This window comes from Phocaeicola sp. RTP21198st1_B8_RTP21198_201120, assembly GCF_040929485.1.
GTDB lineage: Bacteria > Bacteroidota > Bacteroidia > Bacteroidales > Bacteroidaceae > Phocaeicola > Phocaeicola dorei.
The window spans coordinates 1-932 of the sequence record NZ_JBCOCI010000157.1 but is presented as its reverse complement, the minus strand read 5'-3'; the positions used below and the strand labels follow the sequence as shown (position 1 = coordinate 932).

Sequence of the window (932 nt, the reverse complement as noted above, 5' to 3'; positions counted from 1 at the left end):
CGTGGCTCTTCAACTCCAAATACGGCCCCGACACTTCCACGTCGGATAAAGACCTCACGGAAGAAACTTCGTCCTTCCTTATTCTCCAGACGGTTGATAGTGAAAATCTTCTTACAATCAACGTCCGTCAAACCGAGCGTGGCTTTAATCTCATCAAATCGCTCACGGAATTTGCTCTGGTCGAGCAGCATTACCACGTCTGAGTTATTGATGATAGCTTCCTTGACAATAGGACTTCCTACAATATCCTGTATTTCCTGCGTTACAACACCGACAGAAGCCCAGAACTTTCGGGCAGTCTTGTAGAGATACTTGATATATTCGGCCATCATGGGAGAGGCGATAGCCTTCCATGCCTCTTCGATAACCAGTACCTTACGGTTCTTCTTGATTCTCATCTTCTGGATGAATACATCCATGATGATAAGCGTAACAAGAGGGAATAGAAGAGGGTCATCCTTAATGGAGTCGATTTCAAACACGATGAAGGTCTCATCAAACAGTTTGGTGTCCAGGTTCTCATTCAGCGTCACCTCATGGCTTCCACCCTTGTAGAAGTCCTTCAATAGATAGTTGTAGGCTGCCAAGTCAATGCCGGAAAGTTTATTTTCTTCAATGATTTGTGGAATGCGGACAATACTGTATTCATAGAAGGTGTTAAACGAGAGATTCTCAATACGACGGTTCACAAAATACTCGTCAAAGTATTCTTTGATGACTTGCTCAATAAGCCGGTCTTCCGTCTTGGTAACTACTCCCTGGGTGCCTTTCCAGATAAGCATAATCAGATTCTTCAAGAAACCGATTTTCTCGATGTTCAGCTCTTCATGTTTGATAGCAAAAGGGTTCATCGTGATAGGATGCTCCTCGGTATAGCTGATATACTTGCCACCTACATACTCGCAAAGTCCCTCGTATGAATTACCTGTATC

General features: G+C 43.8%; 1 pseudogene. It reads right to left on the bottom strand.

The annotated features are described in order from the left end of the window. A pseudogene (locus AB5935_RS23655) lies at nt 1–932 on the bottom strand (TraG family conjugative transposon ATPase); the annotation flags it as partial.